This window comes from Bradyrhizobium sp. P5_C11_2 (genome assembly GCF_054049755.1).
Genome location: NZ_JBFULT010000696.1, coordinates 1 through 3366, shown reverse-complemented (window position 1 = coordinate 3366; position 3366 = coordinate 1). Strand labels below are relative to the sequence as shown.

Annotated in this window: 4 protein-coding genes; 2 read left to right on the top strand and 2 right to left on the bottom strand. The window is 65.4% G+C overall.

The genetic code is table 11. From position 1 onward, the window contains the following. Positions 1-1350, top strand: a 1350-nt coding sequence (locus tag ACXJL8_RS37100; protein ID WP_456686624.1) for an autotransporter outer membrane beta-barrel domain-containing protein, incomplete at its 5' end; no start/stop codon positions are given. A gap of 9 nt (positions 1351-1359) precedes the next feature. Here ACXJL8_RS37100 and ACXJL8_RS37095 read toward each other — a convergent pair. Beyond that, positions 1360-2346: a tripartite tricarboxylate transporter substrate binding protein gene (locus tag ACXJL8_RS37095; protein ID WP_456617489.1), complete on the bottom strand. Its 987-nt coding sequence runs from the start codon at positions 2344-2346 to the stop codon at positions 1360-1362. A 147-nt stretch (positions 2347-2493) separates the two neighbouring features. Here ACXJL8_RS37095 and ACXJL8_RS37090 point away from each other — a divergent pair, with 147 nt between their 5' ends. After that, positions 2494-2751, top strand: coding sequence for a hypothetical protein (locus ACXJL8_RS37090; RefSeq protein ID WP_456617488.1), 258 nt, complete (start codon positions 2494-2496; stop codon positions 2749-2751). Positions 2752-2791: 40 nt separating this feature from the next. Here the strand turns inward: ACXJL8_RS37090 and ACXJL8_RS37085 are convergent, their stop codons facing one another. Further along, positions 2792-3313 (bottom strand): REP-associated tyrosine transposase, encoded by a 522-nt coding sequence (locus ACXJL8_RS37085; protein WP_456617487.1) that lies wholly within the window; start codon positions 3311-3313, stop codon positions 2792-2794. Positions 3314-3366 lie beyond the last annotated feature (53 nt).

The window sequence follows — 3366 nt, the reverse complement described above, 5'->3', positions numbered from 1 at the left end:
GTGCAGATCGTTCCGGTTGGCGCGGGCTTCCTCGCCAACACCCAATACACGATCCTCACCGCGGCCGTCGGGGTCAACGGCACGTTCGCGACGCTCACGACCTCGGGCAGCCCGCTGGTTTCGGGGCAGCTCAGCTACGATGCCAACAATGTCTACTTCCTGCTGCAACAGATCGGCGGCTTCGGCACGCTGTCGGGCCTGACGCCGAACCAGGCGGCTGTGGCCGGCGCGCTGGACCAGGCGCAGTCTGGCGGCGCATCCGGGCCGCTCGGCACCGCCATCAACACGCTCGCCGCGCTCAACGCATCAGGCATCAAGGCCGGTCTCGACGATCTCGCCGGACAAATTCACGCCGACGGACGCCGCTTCACCGTGGACCAGGCCGATGCGTTCCAGGGCTTCATGTGGAACGCCGGCACGCAATCGCGCGGCGAGACCTTGCGCATGTCGGTGTCCTCCTACGCCGAGGTGCCGGCCGACCCGATCGGCAAGGCGCTCGGCGCGCGCCGCGCCGGGCCCGCGCAGAGCGTATGGTTTGGCGGTTACGGCAATTGGGACAGGGTGGCGGCGACCGACATCGCCTTCGGAACCAATGCAAGCGTCGGCGGCGCCGCGCTCGGCGTCGATCTGTGGCACACAACGGGCTTCACCGCAGGTCTCGCGGTCGGCGCCTCGACCGGCAAGCTGCGGACGGCGGGCCGCGCCGACAGCATCGAGGCCAATGCCGGCCACGGCGGCTTCTACGCGCGTGGCGAGAGCGGCGGATTCAATCTCGCATCCGCGATCAGCTATTCCTTCGCGGCGCTCGAATCCTCGCGCACGATCTCGTTCCTGGGAGAAACCGCGACCGGCTCCTCGCGGGCGAACACCTTTGCCGCCTCGCTCGGCATCGCACGTCCGTTCGAGACCGGATGGGGTTTTACGGCCGAGCCGTTCGCCAAGGCCGACTGGTATTCGACACGCCAGGGCAGTCTTTCCGAAACCGGCGCGCCCGGCGTGAACCAGTTGGTGCGGGGCGGCAGCTTCGACGTCGGCTATGGCACGGCAGGCTTGCGCACAAATCACCGCACGATGATGCCGAACGGCCACGCGGCGCAGTTCGGCGCGACCCTTGCCGTGCGCCATGAGTTCACAGGCAGCGCCGCAACCACGACGGCGGCCCTCGAAGGCGCGCCGGGCATTCCGTTCGCGATCACCGGTGTCGAACGGGCGCGCACGGTCGCGCTCACCGGCGCGGAGATCCGGTGGGATCTCACGACCGCGACATCGTTCAAGGCGTCCTACGAGGGCGCGTTCGCACCGGGATATGACCGGCACACGCTGCGGGGGCTGGTCCGCAGCGAGTTCTAAGGCGGCCCCCTACTCCACCTTGCCGATCTTCTTCACCGCCGCGATCAGCCGCGCGCTGTCGGTCGCCACAAATTGCGAGAACTCCGGCGCGTCCTGATAGGCGACGAGACTGCCGGAGGCCTCGAAGATCTTGAGCACCTCCGGACTCATCATCACCTGCGCCATCGCCTCGCGCAGCCGGGTCGCGATCGGCGCAGGAAGAGAGCTCTGTGCAAAGAGCCCGGCCCAGATGTACATCTCGACATCCTTGTAGCCGAGCTCCTGAAAGGTCGGGACATCAGGGAAGCTCGCGATGCGCCGGGCGCCGCAATTGCCGAGCACGCGCAGCTTGCCGTCGTCGACCTGCGGCTTCAGCGTGCCCGGTGCGGCGGCGATCGCCTGCACGGTGCCGCTGAGCAACGCGGTCAGCGCGGGACCGGCGCCGCGAAACGGCACATGCAGCAGCTTGATATCGGCGCTGCTGGCAAACATCTCCATCGCCACATGCAGCGTGCCGTAGGGCCCGGACGAGCCGTAGGTGATCTGGCCCGGGCGCTTCTTCGCATCCTCGACGAAATCCTGCGCGGTCTTCCATGGCGCCGAGGCCGGCACCGCGAGCAGCGTGGGATCGGCCAGCACGCGCGCGATCGGCATGAACTGCGAGACCTCGTAGGCAACGGGGCGGTCGAACAGCCGGTCGGCCTCCGGCAGTACCGCGAGCGAGGACAGCGTCATCAGCAGCGTGTAGCCGTCGGGCTCGGCGCGCGCCGCCGCGGCATTGCCGACCGATCCGCCGCCGCCGCCGCCGCGGTTGTCGACGATGACGGGCTTGCCGAGGACCCGCTCCAGCGCCATCGCCACGGGGCGCGCGGCGAGATCGGCCTGGCCGCCGGCCGGAAACGGCACGATCATGGTGATGTTGCGCACCGGATAGGCCTGGGCGAAAGCCTTGTCCGGCAAAGCCGCCCGCAACAGCGGCAATGCCGCAGCCGCGCGCAACAGATTGCGTCGATCCATCATGGTCCCCTACCCCCCGATTTTCTTTTGTTTCGCCAGCCTAACGTGCCACGCAGCAAGAACAAGGCGTTAACGAAGCATTGACCATATCCGGCCCCGCTCGGAACGCATCCGTGAACTCGCTGTTACCCTCCCAGGGAGTAGGTGATGCGGAATCTTGCGACCATCGACGTCGCCCTGGACGAGATGCTGGTGAATCTCGCAGCGATCGTGCTGCAGCTTTCAAACCCCAACGTGACGCGAACGCCCGAGGCCCGGCGCGCATTGGCGCAATCGGTCCATCAATATGCCATCTGCGCGGCGCGATCGACCGACCCGCGGGTGCATCAGTTGAAGTCGCAGCTGGAAGAGACGTTGAAGCCGAACTTGCGAATTATCGCACGCGACGGTGTGAAAGTTTCCTAGCGATATCCCGTAGGGTGGGCAAAGCGAAGCGTGCCCACCATCATTCGCCAAATTGCCCCGGAATGTCCCGCATATCCCCTCCCCAATCCACGGGAAGGGTGCCTTGATCGACGTAGCGATGGAAGCTGCTGAGGGACCAATCGCGCACACGCGCGATGAGGCCGTGCTTCACGGGGTTGAAGTGAATGTAGTCAACGTGGCGTTCCAAGTCCGCGTCATTGCGAATTGCATGCTCCCAGAAGCGCCGCTGCCAGATGCCCTTTTCGCGCTTCCTCAATTTGCTTGTCGTGCGTGCTCCTTTCTCCAGGCCTCGCGAAAAGCCGCCTTTGATCAAATTCCATCGTGACGAAAAATCGAGATCATCCTCTGGAAGGGCCCAAATGGCGTGAAGATGGTCGGGTAGGACGCAGACCGCCACGGTTTCGAACGGACGCCGCTGCTGAATCGTTCGGTAGATTTGTCTCAGGCGATCAACGTGATCCACGAGCAGAGTGCTTGATCGGTCGGCAAGCACAACTGTGAAGAAGAACGTGGTGCCTTTGGCTCTGCGATACTGAGGCATTGCGATCTTCTTGCCCGAATGGTGGGCACGCTACGCTTTGCCCACCCTACGAT